Annotated in this window: 11 protein-coding genes and 1 tRNA gene; 5 read left to right on the top strand and 7 right to left on the bottom strand. The window is 71.4% G+C overall.

Features of this window, described 5'->3' with window-relative positions:
• Positions 1 to 202 precede the first annotated feature (202 nt).
• Complete coding sequence (locus ACZ6C6_RS30285; protein WP_469207335.1) at positions 203 to 1264, top strand: LacI family DNA-binding transcriptional regulator; 1062 nt, start codon at positions 203 to 205, stop codon at positions 1262 to 1264.
• A 10-nt stretch (positions 1265 to 1274) separates the two neighbouring features.
• Here ACZ6C6_RS30285 and ACZ6C6_RS30280 read toward each other — a convergent pair whose 3' ends face one another.
• From ACZ6C6_RS30280 to ACZ6C6_RS30250, 7 genes are all read right to left on the bottom strand, one after another.
• On the bottom strand, positions 1275 to 1877 hold the full coding sequence (locus ACZ6C6_RS30280; RefSeq protein WP_469207333.1) for an HAD family hydrolase: 603 nt from the start codon (positions 1875 to 1877) through the stop codon (positions 1275 to 1277).
• Between the two features lie 78 nt (positions 1878 to 1955).
• Positions 1956 to 2029 (bottom strand) — tRNA-Pro (locus ACZ6C6_RS30275).
• 119 nt (positions 2030 to 2148) lie between these two features.
• On the bottom strand, positions 2149 to 4341 hold the full coding sequence (locus ACZ6C6_RS30270; protein WP_469207331.1) for a right-handed parallel beta-helix repeat-containing protein: 2193 nt from the start codon (positions 4339 to 4341) through the stop codon (positions 2149 to 2151).
• A complete protein-coding gene (locus ACZ6C6_RS30265) occupies positions 4338 to 5804 on the bottom strand; it encodes a M1 family metallopeptidase (RefSeq protein WP_469207329.1) in 1467 nt (488 codons plus the stop codon). The genes ACZ6C6_RS30270 and ACZ6C6_RS30265 overlap by 4 nt, the downstream gene beginning before the upstream one ends.
• Entirely contained in the window at positions 5801 to 7474 is a 1674-nt protein-coding gene (locus ACZ6C6_RS30260) for an extracellular solute-binding protein (RefSeq protein WP_469207327.1), read from the bottom strand. The genes ACZ6C6_RS30265 and ACZ6C6_RS30260 overlap by 4 nt, the downstream gene beginning before the upstream one ends.
• Positions 7475 to 7525: 51 nt before the next feature.
• Complete coding sequence (locus ACZ6C6_RS30255; RefSeq protein ID WP_361021160.1) at positions 7526 to 8386, bottom strand: carbohydrate ABC transporter permease; 861 nt, start codon at positions 8384 to 8386, stop codon at positions 7526 to 7528.
• Between the two features lie 82 nt (positions 8387 to 8468).
• Complete coding sequence (locus tag ACZ6C6_RS30250; protein WP_469207325.1) at positions 8469 to 9491, bottom strand: ABC transporter permease; 1023 nt, start codon at positions 9489 to 9491, stop codon at positions 8469 to 8471.
• Positions 9492 to 9831: 340 nt separating this feature from the next.
• On the opposite strand from ACZ6C6_RS30250, the gene ACZ6C6_RS30245 reads away from it, so the two are divergent.
• The 4 genes from ACZ6C6_RS30245 to ACZ6C6_RS30230 all read left to right on the top strand — a co-directional run bounded on the left by ACZ6C6_RS30245 (position 9832) and on the right by ACZ6C6_RS30230 (position 16012).
• Positions 9832 to 10821, top strand: a complete 990-nt coding sequence (locus ACZ6C6_RS30245; RefSeq protein ID WP_469207323.1) for a hydroxyacid dehydrogenase — start codon at positions 9832 to 9834, stop codon at positions 10819 to 10821.
• 95 nt (positions 10822 to 10916) lie between these two features.
• Entirely contained in the window at positions 10917 to 12011 is a 1095-nt protein-coding gene (locus ACZ6C6_RS30240) for a LacI family DNA-binding transcriptional regulator (RefSeq protein ID WP_469207616.1), read from the top strand.
• A 157-nt stretch (positions 12012 to 12168) separates the two neighbouring features.
• Positions 12169 to 13563, top strand: a complete 1395-nt coding sequence (locus ACZ6C6_RS30235) for a M60 family metallopeptidase (protein ID WP_469207322.1) — start codon at positions 12169 to 12171, stop codon at positions 13561 to 13563.
• A 28-nt stretch (positions 13564 to 13591) separates the two neighbouring features.
• The gene (locus ACZ6C6_RS30230; protein ID WP_469207320.1) at positions 13592 to 16012 is read left to right on the top strand and encodes a polysaccharide lyase 8 family protein; all 2421 of its coding nucleotides are present in this window, start codon (positions 13592 to 13594) and stop codon (positions 16010 to 16012) included.
• Positions 16013 to 16015: the final 3 nt, after the last annotated feature.

Here is a 16015-nt window from a genome sequence, read left to right as displayed (position 1 = left end):
CATCGGCACGGCAGCCGTCGGCCGCCCGTGCACATCGGGGGTGATCCGCGCCGGTCTCCCGGAGCGGTGACCTGTTTTTACATCGATGTACATTGGCTGTAAAGAGCTGAGTCATCTCCTGTGCCGGTTGCACCGTCCATCGGTCCGGGGACCGCGGGGGTACGGCATAGACTCGGCGCGTACCGAGGGTGGGGAGTCACGGGTGGCACGACCGAGGATCAAGGACGTCGCACGGCACGCGGGGGTGTCGGAGAAAACGGTGTCCAATGTGCTCAACGACTACGTGCATGTGTCCGACCGGACGCGGCGCGTGGTGCAGGAGGCCATCGACCACCTCGGCTACCGCATCAACCTCGCCGGGCGCCATCTGCGCAGCGGACGCACCGGCATCATCGCCCTGGTGGTGCCCGAGCTCGACGTCCCGTACTTCGCGGAGCTCGCCCGGCACGTCGTCCGGGAGGCCGAAAAGCGCTCCCTGACCGTGCTGATCCACCAGTCGGGCGGCGACCGGGAACGGGAGAGGGCCGCCCTGGCCGGTTTCGGCTCGGACTTCGTGGACGGCGTCATCCTGAGCCCGCTCGCCCTCGCGCCGGACGACCTGCGCGCCCACACCGGACCGCCGCCGACCGTCCTGCTCGGCGAGCTGCTCAACGAGGGCGCGGACCATGTGGCGATCGACAACGAACGCGCGGCCCGCGAGGCCACCGAGCACCTGCTCGCCCTGGGCCGGCGTCGCATTCTCACGGTCGGCGGCCGGGACGACGGCTGCGTCGGTACGGCCCAGGCCCGCACCCGCGGCTTCCGCCTCGCGCTGTCCGGGGCGGGCCTTCCGTACGACCCGGCGTCGCTGCTTCCGGTGGACGCGTTCCACATGAGCGACGGCGCCGAAGCGGTCCGTCGCGTACTGGCCGCCGGCATCCGGCCGGACGCCCTCCTCTGCTTGAACGACCAACTGGCGCTGGGTGCGCTGCGCGCCCTGCACGGTTACGGGGCACGGGTGCCCGAGGACGTGGCGGTGATCGGCTTCGACGATGTGGAGGGCGGGCGCTTCAGCGTGCCGTCCCTGAGCACGGTCGCCCCGGACAAGGAGGCGGTGGCCCGGGTCGCGGTGGACCTGCTGCTGCGCCGCGTCGAGGAGGCCACGCGCAGCCCGGACGCGGCGCACGACCCTGCTCCGGTGTCCCCGCAGGACCGGGTGGTGGCGCACCGCCTGGTGCTGCGCGAGTCCACGGAGGGGGCGGCCGGGCCCGACGGGGTCTGGTGAGCGGCGGAACTCAGTCCGCGAGCAGCCGCTCCAGGGTCCGCCGGAGTGCGGCGCCGCCCTCGAAGAGCACGGCGGTCAGGCCCAGCTCGCGGGCCGCCCGGACGTTGGCTTCCCGGTCGTCCACGAAGAACGCCTCACCGGGGACGGCCCCGAGCAACCCGAGCGCGCCCGCGAAGGCTTCCCCGGCGGGCTTGACCGCACCGAGCACGCAGGAGAACGCGAGCACGTCGAAGCGGTCGTTCACCTCGGGCAGCCGCTCGGGCAGCCCGGCGCGCAGCAACGCGTCGTTGTCCGTGAACAGGGCGGTCGGCCGGTCCCGTACGAGGTCGGCCGCGGCCAGGACGCCGGGGTCGGGCTCGAACGCCCCGCACCAGATGCGGCGCAGCTCCTCGGCCGTACCGGGGAACCCGAGGCGCCGCCGGAGCTCCCGCTCCACGTCACCGGCGCTGCCCTGCCCGCGGTCCCAGGCCGCGATCAGCCCGGAGTCGTAGAGCTCCGCCTCGACGCGCCGCGCGGTAAGCCCGCACGCGGCCCCGAGAGCTTCCAGCCGCCGCTCACGGTGAAAGCGGCAGACGACACCACCGAGATCGAAGAGGAAAACCCGAGGCTTCATGCGGGGAACCTAGCCGGAACGACCGAGGGCCGGTTCTGGATTTCTCCAGAACCGGCCCTGATCCACGACTGTCACCAGTCGGGACGACAGGATTTGAACCTGCGACCCCTTGACCCCCAGTCAAGTGCGCTACCAAGCTGCGCCACGTCCCGATGCCCGTCTGACCTGGGGTTTCCCCCTGGCTGAACGCGCATGAGAACAATACCGCACTTCATCGGGTGGTCACGAACCGCTTTCGCGTCCGCCACGCACCGTGTGCGAGTGGACACGGTCAGTGGATCAGCACCTGGGAGAGAGCGACCCGGCCCGTGCCGGTCTTCACGATGCGGACCGTGCGGGTGCGGCTGTCCAGGTTCACGACGGTGGGGCGGAGGGCCTTGCCGCTGACGTGCACCGTGGTGTCGTCGGTGACGATGTCGAAGTCGGACGTCGTCGTGGAGGCGTCGTTCCAGACCTCCACCTGGCGGATGTGCCGGGTGGCCCCGAGGTCCGCCTGCCACCAGGCGCCGGGCTCCGCGAGGGTGCGGGTGTCGGTGTTGGTGTCGGCGTCCAGGGCGAGCGCGGCGGTGGCGGTGCCGTCCGTCGAGGACTGGGTGGCCGTGCCGGTGCGGGCCAGGTCGGTGCGCAATTGCTCGACCGGGCCGCCGTGGGCGCCGGCGCGGGCGGCGACGGCCAGGGCGGCGGCCGGGAGGCGGTCGAGGCCGGTGTGGTTGCCGGTCATGACGGAGCCGGTGCCGCCGAGGGCGGGGGCGGCGGTGTCGGTCCAGTTGCCGCGCGCGGTGTTCCGGATGCCGTAGTCCGCCCAGTTGGACACCCACTTGTAGCCGATGCGGGTGATGACGTTGTTCTCGACGGTGATGTACGAGGACTGCTCGTCCAGGTAGATGCCGTTGCCGTCGCGCTCGGTGTTGCCGTACGCGGAGCGGTTGATGTAGTTGCCGCCGACGACCGTGCCGGGCTGGGCGCCCTGGGTGTAGATGGCGCCGCCGTCGTGCTGCTGCCGGGCGACCTCCATGACGTCGGTGATGCGGTTGCCGGTCACCTTGTTGTCGCGCAGGACGGACTTCTGCGCCTCGGGCTGGTTCCAGCCCCAGCCGACGGATATCGCCGAGTACGGGAGGTGGTCCAGGCTGTTGTGGTCGACGGTGAGCTCCGCCTCGTAACCGGCCCAGATACCGACCGCGTCGGTGTACTCGACTCCGGTGCGGCTGATCGTGTTGTACGCGACGGTGTTCCGCTCCCCGGCGAGTGCGGGCTCCGGCATGGGCTCGGTGTCGCCGACGTAGACCGCGCCCGAGGAGAGGTCGGTGAAGGTGGAGCGGGTGAGCGCGCTGTCCTTTGTGCCGGCCTCCAGGACGGCTCCGGCGCCGCCGAGGTGGGTGAAGCCCGCGGTGTCGACGGTGACCCGCAGGCCGCCGCGCACGGTGAGCGCGGCGGCCGGTTTGGTGTAGTAGCGGCCCGCGTGGTCGACGGGGCCGGTGGCTCCGGTCAGGGTGAGACCGGCCTGCATCCCCGCGTAGCCCTCGTCGGTGCCGGGCTGCCGGTAGGCCGCGTACGCGAAGCCGATGCCGCTGACCGTGAGGTCGTGGGCGCCGTCCACGGTGAGCAGCTGTTCGGTGTGCGGGGTGACGGCCCGTGCGTGGCGCATGTTCTCGCCCTCGCGCGGGAGGTAGGTGACGGTGCGGTCGGCGGAGCTCCACACGAACTCGCCCGGCTCGTCCAGGAGTTCGGCGGCGTTCTCGAAGAAGGCGACACCGCTGTAGCGGGTGGAGTCGACGGCGGTGGTGTCCCAGGCGGGGCCGGTGCGGTCGGTGCCGCTCGCGGAGTTGGTCCAGCAGGGCTGGGCGAAGGTGAGGGTGTCACCGCTGACGTCCGCGATCCGGCAGTGGTAGTTGCGCCAGCGGACACGGATGACGGCCTCGGCGTCCGTGGGGTGCGCCCAGCGGTCGATTCCGGTCGCGGTGGCGCCGGTCATACTGTCGGCGGTGGCGTCGCAGGTGGCGGCGGGGCATGCCTCGCCGCGGGCGCGGGTGGCGCGGCGGCCGTCCACGAAGAGCTGGCGCGGGGTGACCCCGGCGGGGACGGGGGCGGTCCAGGTGCCGTCGGCGTTCTCGCGCCAGCCGGTGAGGTCCCGGCCGCCGGAGAGGACGGGGTGGGCGCCGGGGGCGGCGGCCCAGGTGGTGCCGGAGTCGGCGGCGCCGAGCTCCAGGGGCGCGTCGAGCCGGTACGTGCCGTCCTTCAGGAGTACGCGGACGGCGCGGCGGTGCTCGGTGCGGGCCAGGTCACGGGCGCCCTCCGGGGTGCAGGGGCGGGCGTTGGTGCAGGCGGAGCCGCGGCCGTCCGGGGCGGCGTACAGGGTGCGGGATGCGGGCGCGGCTCCGGCCGGGGCGGCGAGCAGGGCGGTCAGGAGGGCGGCGGTGGCGGATGCGGCGGTGGCTCGTACGACGTTCAGGGGGCGATTCACGCGGTGGCCTTCCAGTCGGGGTGGCCGGGCATGGGCGGGTTGACGGCCCCGAAGAGCCAGTCGCGCAGGAACGGGTCGAGGGAGCGGTCGCGGGTGACGTCGACGGTGTGCCGGATGAACTGCTCGGAGGTGTACGTGGAGTCCTTGAAGCGCTTCACCCACTCGCGCATGACCGTGTCGAAGGAGCGCCGGCCGATGCGCTGGTTCAGGGCGTAGAGGACGAGGGCCCCGCCGTCGTAGATGTTGGTGCCGCCGAGGGCCTTGGGCAGTCCGGGCGGGCCGTCGGCGGCGCGGACGGCGTCGAGCTTCTGGTACGTGGCCTTCATCTTGTCTGCCAGGACGGACCAGCCGCGCTCCTCGCCGTACAGGCCGGCGTAGTAGACCGCGGGGCCCTCGTTGAGCCATGCCTGCTGCCAGTCGTGCGGGGTGACGGAGTCGCCGAACCACTGGTGGACGAGCTCGTGGACCATGGTGGTCTCGTAGCCGGGCTGTCCCTGGGCGTTGAGCTTGAACCAGTTGGTGCCGAAGAGGGACAGCGTCTGGTTCTCCAGCGCGTCGGTGTAGCCGTCGTAGATGTGCACCCCGTAGACGGAGAACGGGTAGCGGCCGAACTTCACCTCCAGCCAGGCCAGATGGTCGGCGGTGCGGGCGACGACCGGGGCGTACGTGTCCTCCTGGCCGCGGGGCACGATGTGGCGCAGGGGCAGGCCGCGGTGGCTGCTGCCGTACAGGTAGGTGCCCTTGACCACGGCGATGCCGATGAGTTCGGTGGCCATGCGCTCGCGGAGGGCGAAGTGCCAGACGGCCGAGCCGTCGGAGCGAGGTGTGCGGTGCGTGAACTCGCCGTTCGCGGTGGCGACGTATCCCTCGGGGGCGCTGATGTGGAAGGTCCACGTCGCCTTGTCGGAGGGGGTGTCGTTGCAGGGCAGGAAAGTGTCGGCGCGGGAGGACTGGGCGGCCGACGCGAAGCCGCCGTCGCTGCCGAACCGCCATCCGGTGAGGCCGAGCCGGGGCGCCTTGCCGTTGCCCCGGTAGCGGATCTCGACGGTGAACGCCTGGTGGTCGCGGAGGGGGCGGGCCGGGGTGACGGTGAGTTCCTGGCCGCTCCGGCCGGCGGTGAGCTGCCAGGTGGCAGGGCGGCCGGCGACGGTGACGGCGTCGATGGTGTGACCGTCGGTGTCCAGGTTGAAGGCGGACAGGTCCTGGGTGGCCTTCGCGCTGATCTCCACCGTGGCGGCGAAGTCGTACGTCACCGGAGTGAAGTCGAAGGTGAGGTCGTAGTGGGTGACCTGGTAGCCGCCGTTGCCCAGCGTCGGGAAGAGCGGGTCGCCGACGCCGTCGGAGCCGGGTTCCGGGCGGAAGCCGCGTGGCAGGGCGGCGGCGGGGGTGGAGAGGGCGGGGACGGTGACGGTTGCCGCCACCGCCGCGCCGCCGAGTGCGAGGACCGAGCGCCGGGTGGTCACTTCTTCCCCTTCTGGAAGGCTTCCTCGAACTCGCCGCGGGCCTTCTCGCCGCCCTTGGCCAGGTAGTCCTTGACCAGCTGGTCGTAGGCGGACATGGGCTTGCGGCCGGCGACGATGTCCTTGATGACGTCGCCCTTGAGCGTGCTGAGGCTGCCGTAGCCCTTGGAGTCCCAGGTGGGCGAGGAGTACCGGAGCGTCGCGTCCGGCACCATCATCGGGATCATCTTGCTGAAAGCCTCGTGGACATGGCGCACGCCCTGCTCGGAGTCGGCGCTGAAGACCGCCGGGACCGCGGAGGCGGCGAACTTCCAGGGCACGGTGACGTCCTGGGTGCCCTGTTTGGTGAGGGCCGGGTTGCCGTTGGCGTCACGGGTGAAGTCCTTGCCCTCCACCCCGTAGTTGATCAGGGTGTATTCCAGGCTGCCGAACGGCGAGGCCGCGAAGTCGGCGAACCGCAGGATCTCCTCGACCCGTTCCCCGGAGGCCTTGCTGATGTGCGTGTTCTGGAGCGCGACGTTGTCCATCCAGGTCACGGCACCCTTGCCGACCGGCACGAACGGGCGCGGATCGAACTTCTTGTCGATCGCCTTCATCGTGGCGACGTAGCCGACACCCGGCGCCAGGTAGCTGGGCATGCCGTCGTAGACGTACGCGCCCTTGCCGTTCTTGAACATGTCCGTGTACTGGGCCTTCTGGGCCCCGGACATCTGGAGGGTGCCCGGGTAGTAGCAGCCGGCCTTGTACAGCAGCCGGGCCGTCTCGACCGCCTCGCGGTACTCCGGGGTCTCCAGGTCGAGGGTGAACTTGCCGGTCTTCTCGTCCAGCCGCCAGGAGGCGGGGGCTCCGGCGGACATGGCGATGACGGTGGTGGCCCCGGCGATGATCGCGTACTGGTCCTTCTTGGGCCGGGTCAGCTCCTTGCAGACCTCCACGAAGCGGTCCAGGTCGGTGATCTGGTCCAGGCTGGTGACGCCGACCTCTTCGAACAGGTCGTGGCGGTAGAAGCCGGCGCCGCCCGTTCCGGAGCGGGCGATCGGGATGCCGTAGAGCTTGCCGCCGAAGATCGCGCCCTGCCAGGCGGCCTCCGGAATGGCGGCGAGGTTCGGGTAGTCCTTGACCGCGTCCCCGGCGAGGTGCGGGGTGAGGTCGGCGCACTTGGCCTGCAGGAAGGCGGCCTTGTTGTCGACGCCACCGCTCTCCGGGTACATGAAGAGGTCGGGCAGGCTGTCGCTCGCGACCATCGTGGAGAACTTGGTGCTGTAGTCGTCGGAGGGCACACCGGTGATGTCCACCCGGGTACCGAGCAGCTTCTCGATCTCCTGCCAGGCGGCGTTCTTGCCGCGCGAGGGCGGCGGAGGCGAGAACGTCTCCATCGTGGCGCTGATCGCCTCGGCACCCTTGAGCGGAGTGCCCTTCGTGGCCCGCAGCGGCTTGGCCGGGTAGCTGAAGAAGCCCTGCGGGACGCCGGCCGCGGTGCCCTCCAGGTCGGGCTTGAGCCCGATGTTGCGGACGGCGCTGCGCGGGAGCAGGGACGCGCTCTTGGCCTCGGCCTTCGCGGTCGTGCCGCCGTCACCGCAGGCGGCCAGCAGTGGGGCGGCGGCCAGTCCGAGACCGACGCCGGCACCCAGGCGGAAGAGTGCTCTGCGGTTGATGGGGGTGGAGCTCGACACCTGGATCTCCTTGGAAGAGGGAAGGGAAGGAGCGGGGGGTGGCTGCTGCGCTCAGCCCTTGACGGCTCCGGTGAGCACGCCCTTGGTGAAGTAGCGCTGGAGGAAGGGGTAGACGCAGAGGATCGGGACGACGGCGATGACCAGGACCGCCATCTGCACAGCCTGCTGCGGGGCGAGCACTTCGCCCGCCGAGGCGGCGTCGAGGCTCTGGCCCTGGAGGACGTAGGTGCGCAGCACCATGGGCAGCGGCCACTTGTCGGAGTCGTTGAGGTACAGGAGCGAGTTGAAGAAGGCGTTCCAGTACGTCACCGCGTAGAAGAGGCTGATGACGGCGAGGACGGCCTTGGACAGCGGCAGGACGATGCGGACCAGGATGCGGAAGTCCCCGGCGCCGTCCACCTTGGCCGCGTCGTACAGCTCCTCCGGCAGGTTCATGAAGAAGGAGCGCAGGACGACCAGGTTGAAGGCGCTGACCAGGGTGGGCATGACGAGCGCCGCGTAGGTGTCGTACAGGCCGAGTCCCTTGACCAGCAGGAAGTTCGGGATGATGCCGGCGTTGAACAGCATGGTGAACAGGGCTGTCATCAGGATGAAGCGGGAGCCGGTGACCTCGCGTCGGGAAAGGCCGTACGCCATGCCGACGGTGACGAGCAGGCTGGCGAGGGTGCCGAACACGGTGATGCCCACGGACACGATCAGGGCCCGGCTGACGACACCGCCGGTGAAGATCGTGCGGTAGGCGTCGAGGGTGGGGTGGTCCGGCCACAGGACGAGGCCGGAGCTCTTGATGATGTCGGTCTGCGAGGCGAAGCTCGTCCCGATGACGCCGACGAGCGGGTACGCGACGGCCAGGACGACCACGACGACGGCGACGGCCTTAGCGGTCTGACCGATGCGGGTCGGGCGCTCCATCCACGGCGGACGGCCGTCGGACTTGCGTACGGGGGCGGGCGGGGACTCCGGTGTGGTGGTCCGGGCCGTGGCGCGCGTCTTCTCAGCGGTCAGCACCGCGGTACACCCCTTCGTGGCCGAGTCGGTGGGCGAACTTGTTGGCGCCCAGCACGAGTGCGGTGCCGATGACCGCCTTGACGAGTCCGACGGCGGCGGCGACGCCCCAGTCGTTGTCCTTGATGCCGTGGTAGTAGACGTAGGTGTCGAGCACCTCGCCGGCGTCCGGTCCGACCGCGTCGCGCTGGAGCAGGATCTGCTCGAAGCCGACCGAGAGGATCTGCCCGAGGTTGAGGATGAGCAGCAGGATGAGCACGGGCGCGATGCCCGGCAGCGTCACGTGCCACAGCCGCCGCCGGGGTCCCGCTCCGTCGATCGCGGCGGCCTCGTACTGCTGCCGGTCGATGTTGAGGAGGGCGGCGAGGATGATGATCGTGCCCCAGCCGGCGTCCTTCCAGGCCACCTGGAGGGTGAGCAGCCAGGGGAAGGCGTCCGGGTCGCTCATCATGTCGTAGCGGGGCAGGCCCATGCTGCCGAGGACGTCGGGGAGGACGCCCGCGCCGCCCAGGATCTGCTGGAAGATCGAGACGATGATGACCCAGCCGATGAAGTGCGGCAGATAGACCACGCTCTGCACGAAGCGCCTGATGCGGTCGCTGGCGATGCTGTTGAGCAGCAGGGCCAGGGCGATGGGCACCGGGAAGAAGAACACCAGCTGGACGAGGGCGATCTCCAGGGTGTTGAACGTCGCGCTCCAGAAGGCCGGTTCGCTGAACGCGGCGGTGAAGTTGGCGAAGCCCACCCAGACGCTGTGCATGTAGCCGAGGTAGGGCTGGTAGTCCTGGAACGCCACCACGTAGCCGAGCAGCGGCACGTAGTGGAACACGATGAAGTAGAGCAGGCCGGGCAGGGTGAGCAGCAGCATCACCCGGTCGCGTTTGAGGCGCTGTCCGAGTGTGAGCCGGTGCGGGGCGGCGAGGGCCGGGCCGGGCGGCGGGGCAGGCTCCTCGGCCTGCTTTCGCCGCGTTCGCCGCTTTTCGCGCGGCAGCGGGGGTGCTGTGTCAGCCATGGTGGGTCCTGTTCGGCTGGGTGGCGCGTGGTGTGCCTTCTGCGGCGGCAAGTTAGTAAGCGGTTAACCCAAGCGTCAAGGGATCTGGGCGAACGTCTTCATCGGCGGTCCGCCTTCGGGGCGAATTCCTGGGTGGTGAATGCCAACAAAGCGGCTCTATCTGCCCGTTCCGGCTGGTCGCACGCTTGACGGTCGGCCATGGACGTCCCTAGCGTGCCGGTCATTCGATAGAACACGATTACTATCCGGAGGCAGGGTGCGAACCACCGAAGAGGCGCCGGCCCGTTCCGGTGCCGAGGCAGCGGAGCCGCCCGGGCGGCGGCCGCGCACGGTTCTGGTCATGAGCACGGGGCTGCTGGACGACGTCTTCCCGCCCGCCGTCCGGTCGCGTCTTGAGGAGACCGCCGAACTGCTGGATCCGGCGGTGATCAGCGAATTCGACTCGCCCGCCGCCGCCCGGGCCCTGTCCGCCGCGGAGGTGCTGCTGACCGGCTGGGGCTGCCCGCCGGTGGGCCCGGCGCTGCTGGACCGGGCGCCCGAACTGCGGGCCGTCGTGCATGCGGCCGGCACCGTGAAAACGTTTCTTTCACCGGCCGCGTTCGACCGCGGCATCGTCGTCTCATCGGCCGCCGCGGCCAACGCCGTGCCGGTGGCCGAGTACACCCTCGCGGCGATCATCATGGGCGCGAAGCGCGTGTTCCCGCTCGCGGGCCTCTACCGGGCCCGCCGCACCCACCGCACCGCGGCCGACCTGGACCGTCACCACTGGCTCGGCACCCATGGTCTGACCGTAGGAGTGGTCGGCGCCTCCCGCATCGGCCGCCGCGTGATCGAGCTGCTGCGGACGGCGCTGGACGCGGAGGTCCTGCTGCACGATCCGTACGTGAACGCAGCCGAGGCGGCCCTCCTCGGCGTGACCCCGGCCGACCTGGACACCCTCGTGGCGACGAGCGACGTGGTGACCCTGCACGCCCCGGACACACCCGAGACCCGGAACATGCTCGACGCCCGCCGGATCGGCCTGATGCGCCCCGGGACACTGCTCGTCAACACCGCGCGCGGCCCGCTCGTCGACACCGAGGCGCTCACCCCGCACCTGGTCAGCGGCCGGCTCGACGCGGTCCTCGACGTGACCTCGCCCGAGCCGCTGCCGCCCGGCCACCCCCTGTGGGACCTGCCCAACGTGTTCCTCACCCCGCACCTGGCGGGCGCCCAGGGCAACGAGGTCGGCCGGCTCGGCGCCCTCGCCGTGGACGAGCTGGCGCGCTACGCCCGGGGCGAGCCGTTCGGGCACCCCGTGCACCGGGCCGACCTGGGGAGGATCGCGTGACCGCCCTTCCGTCGCGGGCGCCAGGATCGCGGCGGACCGCGCCCGCCACGGCACTAGGCTCGTCGTCACACAACAGCCTTCAGGGGGTGAGCCGGATGCGCCGGCAGAGCACGGCCGGGGACGGACAGCGGCGGGCGACGGTCACCGACGTCGCCCGGCGCGCGGGCGTCTCGACGGCCACCGTCTCACGCGTCCTGAACCGCAACTACCCCGTCGCCGACGCGACGCGGGAGCGTGTGGAGTCCGCCATGCGCGAGCTCGGCTACGTGGTCAACGCGCACGCCCGCGCCCTGGCCGGGGTCTCCAACCGCACCGTCGGCATCATCGTCAACGAGGTCATCGATCCCTTCTACGCGTACATCGCGCGCGGCGTCGAACGGGAGGCGGCGCTCGGCGGACGGCTCTGCCTGGTCTGCTGCACCCAGGGCGACCCGCAGCGCGAGCTGGCCTTCATCGACCTCATGCACGAGCGCCGGGCGGACGCGGTCGTGGTCGTCGGCGGCTCCATCGCGGACCGCGGCTACACCTCGGAGCTGACGCGCCGGGCGCGCGAGCTGGACGCGGGCGGTTCGAAGCTGGTCCTGTGCGGCCGGCCCCCGCTCGGCGAGTCCGCGCCGACCGTGGCCGTGGAGTACGACAACGAGGGCGGCGCCTTCGCGATCACCGACCACCTGCTGATGCAGGGGCATGAGCGCATCCTCTACCTGGGTGGTCCGCCGAAGCTCTCCACCACCCGCGACCGGCTCGCCGGGCACCGCCGCGCCCTGGAGCTCCGGGGGGTACCCGTCGATCCCGAACTGGCCCAGCCGGGCGCCTTCAGCCGCGGTTTCGGATACCGCAGGATGGCCGAACTCCTGCGGGACGGGCCGGAGTTCACCGCTGTTTTCGCGGCCAACGACATGGTGGCGGCCGGAGCGGCGCAGGCCCTGGAGGAGGCGGGCCTGCGGGTGCCCAAGGACGTCTCGCTGGTGGGGTACGACGACATCCCGGTCGCCCAGGAGCTGCGGCCCCGGCTGACCACCGTCCACGTCCCGCTGGAGGAGATGGGCCGCCAGGCGGTACGGCTCGCCGTGTCCGGCGGGGATGAGGACGACTGGCGGGAGCCGACCACCGGGGCGCTGCGGCTCGGCACCCACATCGTGGTACGCGATTCCGTGGCACCGCGGTCCGGCAGACCGCTCCGCAAGTGACCGGTTACTTCCCGCCTGTCCGCAGTTGGCCATAGAAAATCACAGTAACTTCGCGACCCCTCTTGCGGCTCGACAGCAACCGCTTACATGCTGACGGAGCACCCCCACCGTTCCGGACGCCTTCGCCCCTCGTTCATGACTGCAGGGAGAGTTCCGCATGCGTAAGCACACCCAGTCCGCCGCCCCGGCCGCCTCCCCCGCCACCGAATCCGCCTCCTCCGTGAGCCGCCGGGCCGTCCTCGGCGCGGCGGCGGGCGCGGGAGCGGCGGTGGCCCTCGGCCTCACCGCGACCGCCGCCCAGGCCCGGCCCGGGACCGGCCTGCCCACCGGAGGCCCTTTCTCCGTGACCGTCAGCGGACGCCCCTCCGCCGAGGCCGAACGGCTGCGGCTCGGCCAGGCGTTGCGCGGCTCGGAGTTCCAGCCGACCGGGCTGTACGTGCCCCCGGGCACCGCGCTCCCGCTCACCGTCCAGCCCCACGACGGCCTGGTCCCCACGCTCTGGATCGGCGCCTGGGACTACTACGGCGAGGTCACCGAACCCCGCAGCTACCCGCTGGCCGCAGGCGCCAACACGGTGACCGACCCGCACGGCGGCCCGGTCTACCTGACGCTCACCGGCCGCGGCGAACGGGCGAGCGTGGTGTTCCGGTCCGGAGCGGTCCGGATGCCGGTCTTCACTCTGGGCAGCACCAGCGAGGCGGACTACCAGCAGCAGCTGGACACACTGGCCGAGTCGCCCTGGGTGGAGCTGCGCGCCCCGCACACGATCATGACGCTGACCCGCGAGGGCGCCCTGCTGTACCGCGACGAGGACCACGCGGCGCTGCTCGGGCTCGTCGAGACCATCATCGACTCGCACGCCCGGATCAGCGGCCTCGACGGCTCGAAGCCGGTGCACGAGCGCAAGGCGGGGCCGTACCACTTCACCGAGGTCAGCAAGGTGCCCACCGATGTCGGCGCCTACGCCACGCACGGCTACAACGGTTTCCCGCGCGCCTATCTGGACCGGGCCACCACTGTGGAAGGCCTGCGCACCCGGGGCTGGGGGCTGTATCACGAGCTCGGCCATCTCCATCAGCAGATGGCGTACAAGCCGGGCGGCCTCACCGAGGTAACTGTGAACATCTACTCGCTGGCCGCGCAGCGCACCCTGGGGCAGCCATCGAACCTGCTCACGGTAAGCCCGTCGACCGGTCTGACCGTTTTCCAGAGTTCGCGCGCCAAGTTCGGCACGCCCGGTCTCACCTACGAGAAGTCCTTCGGGGCGTACGAGAAGCTCGTGCCGCTGCGCCAGCTGGAACTGGCCTTCGGGGAGGACTTCTGGCCGCGCATGCACAAGCTGGTACGCGAGGAGAACCCGCAGTCCCACTACACCGAGGACGCCAAGCGCTACCGGGCCCTGGCCACCTACTCCAGCCGGATCGCGGGCTACGACCTCACCGACTTCTTCGTGAACACCTGGGCATTCCCCATCGATGCCACGGGCCGGGCCGAGGTGGCCGCTCTGAACCTGCCCAAGCCGCCTGTCGACCCGAGCACCCTCTCCGACTGACACCGCGACGACGAGGAAAGGAGTCATCATGCGACTGAGCAGAAGGACCCTTCTCGCCGCGAGCGGCGCCACGGCGTCGGTGGTCCTGACGACGGGTCCGGCCAGGGCGGCGCGGACCGGGGCAGCAGCCGAGGCCGAGGAGGACTCCGTCAACGACTTCGACGCCCTCCTGGAGCGGGCCGCGACCCTGCTCACCGGCGGCGCCTTCGACACCTCGGACCCCGACTTCGCTGCCGGCGTCGCCACTCTGGACAGTACGGCGGGCGCCCTGTGGGACGCCCTGGACCGGGGCACCAGTCGGACCGCCCTGTGGTCCGACCTCTCCCCGCTCGCCGACCCCGGCAACTTCGGCCAGAGCTACACCCGGCTGCGCACGCTCGCCGTCGCCTGGTCCACCCCCGGCACCTCGCTCTCCGGAAGCGCGGAGACGGCCGACGCGCTGCTCGGGGCCCTGCGGTTCGCGTATGACACGGCCTACCACCCCTCGGCACCCGAGACCGGCAACTGGTGGTTCTGGGAGATCGGGGCGCCCCGCGCGCTGATGGACTGCTGTGTCCTGCTGCGCGCGCACCTGCCCGCCGCCGATCTCGCGGACTACCTCGCGGTCGTGGACCGGTTCTGCCCCGACGCGGACCGCCGCACCAATTACCCCACGCTGCCCGAGACCGGCGCCAACCGCACCGACAAGGCGGTGATCGTGGCGCTGCGCGGGCTGCTCGGCAAGGACGCTGCCAAGGTGGCGTCCGCCCGTGACGCCCTCTCCGACGTACGCGACTCCGGCCGCAACAGCCTTTTCCGCTATACGACTTCGGGTGACGGCTTCTACGAGGACGGCTCGTTCGTCCAGCACGCCGAAGTGGCCTACACCGGTTCCTACGGCACCGTCCTGCTCGGCGGGGCGGCCTGGCTGCTGTCGCTCCTGGCCGGCTCCGCCTGGGCGGTGACCGACCCCGAGGTCGCGGTGATGTACGAGGCCGTGGAGCGGAGCTTCGTCCCGGTGGTCTTCGACGGGCTGATGATGGACGCGGTGCGCGGCCGGGCCATCTCCCGGGAACGGGCAGGCGACCACCGCGACGGGGCGGCGGCGGTAGCCGCGATCCTGCTCCTGGCCACGGGCGCCCCGGCGGAATGGTCGGACCGCTGGCGCCCGCTGGTCAAGGGCTGGCTCACCCGCAACCGCACCACCCCGTTCACCGCACTCGCCACCCTCCCCCAACTCGTTCTGGCCAAGGCGGTGCTGGCCGACAGCGGGACCCGGCCCGCACCCCGCACCACGGGCAGTTTCGTCTTCGCGGACATGGACCGGGTGGTCCACCGCCGCCCCGGCTGGGCCTGCACCTTGTCGCTGTCCTCGAAGCGCATCTCCGCGTACGAGGCGGGCAACGGCGAGAACCTGCACGGCTGGTACACCGGCGACGGCATGACGTATCTGTACGACGGCGACGACCTCGGTCAGTACAACGACGGGTTCTGGCCGACCGTCGACCCGTACCGCCTGCCGGGCACCACGGTGGACACCCGCCCGCGCGACGACCTCGGCACCGGGGCGGGCACCTCCACCTACCGGCCGCCGAACGCCGTGGCGGGCGGCGCCGAACTGGACAGCCGGTACGCGGCCGCCGCGATGGAGCTGATCGGCGCCCCCGGCAGCAGCCTGCGGGCCCGGAAGGCGTGGTTCCTGCTCGACAACACGGTCGTGGCGCTCGGCGCGGGCATCACCTCGGGCGACGGCCACCCGGTCGAGACGGTCATCGAGAACCGCAATCTTGGCGCGGACGGCCGCAACCGGCTGCTCGTGGACGGCGTCCCGCACTCGGCTGCGGCGGGGCACAACAGCGCGCCCGGAGAGGCCCGTTGGGCGCACATCGAGGGGGTCGGCGGCTATGTGCTGCCGGACGGGGCAGCCCTGCGCACCCTGCGCGAGGAGCGCACCGGCACCTGGCGGGCCATCGACACGGGCGCGGACACCGGCGGCAGCACCGACCCCGTCAACCGCCGCTATCTCACCCTCTGGCTCGACCACGGCCCCGCCCCCACCGACGCCGGGTACGCCTATGTGGTGCTGCCCGGTGCCTCGGCTGCGGCGACCGCCGCCTGGTCGGCGTCCCGGCCAGTGCGCGTCCTCGCCAACAACGCCACGGCGCAGGCGGTGGAGGACCGCAGGACCGGTCTGACCGCCGTGCACTTCTGGGCCGCCGGTACGGCCGCGGGCATCACCGCGTCCGGTCCCGCGACGGTCCTGGTGCGGCGGCGCGGCGGGCGGGCATCCGTGGCGGTGTCCGATCCGGGCCGGACGGGCACCTCCGTCACGGTGGGCCTGCCGTTCGCCGTCCGCGGGGCGACCGAGGCCGACGCCACCGTCGAGGTCACCCCAGGGCGCCGGCCATTGCTCACCGTCGCCGTCGGCGGCTCCCGGGGCCACACCCACCGCGCCGAACTCGTCCAGTAACCC

The organism is Streptomyces sp. NPDC041814, assembly GCF_055590565.1.
This window is presented reverse-complemented; position numbering and strand designations above follow the sequence as displayed.